General features: G+C 50.6%; 1 protein-coding gene. It reads right to left on the reverse strand.

Translation table 11 applies throughout. The features are described from left to right. Window positions 1-310 (reverse strand): hypothetical protein (locus A3754_RS27540; RefSeq protein ID WP_197468566.1); only part of this gene is annotated, 310 nt, incomplete at both ends.

Genomic DNA, 310 nt, shown 5'->3' on the forward strand with positions numbered 1-310 from the left:
GGGAGGCACCGTGAGTTGATAAAGGCGGCTGGTGCCGGTGCTTTTATTGTAGGCCATGAACTGGCAGCTATCCCGGTAAGCAAAGGCATGTACGGTAGTGAATCCGGTAGTGATGTCACCGTAGGTTTTCTGGAAGCGATACTGGTGTGCGAAGTGGTCCGGCATCACGCGGAAGAAATCAAAAATACCGTCTGACTCGTTGTAGGCGAGTAGATGCAGTTGATTACCCAGCATAAAAGGGCTGAGTTGTTGATACGGTTTCTCCGCATTCAGCTCGATAACGGGGCTAAAGCTGTGTGCTTTTTCATCC

This window comes from Alcanivorax sp. HI0083 (genome assembly GCF_001635175.1).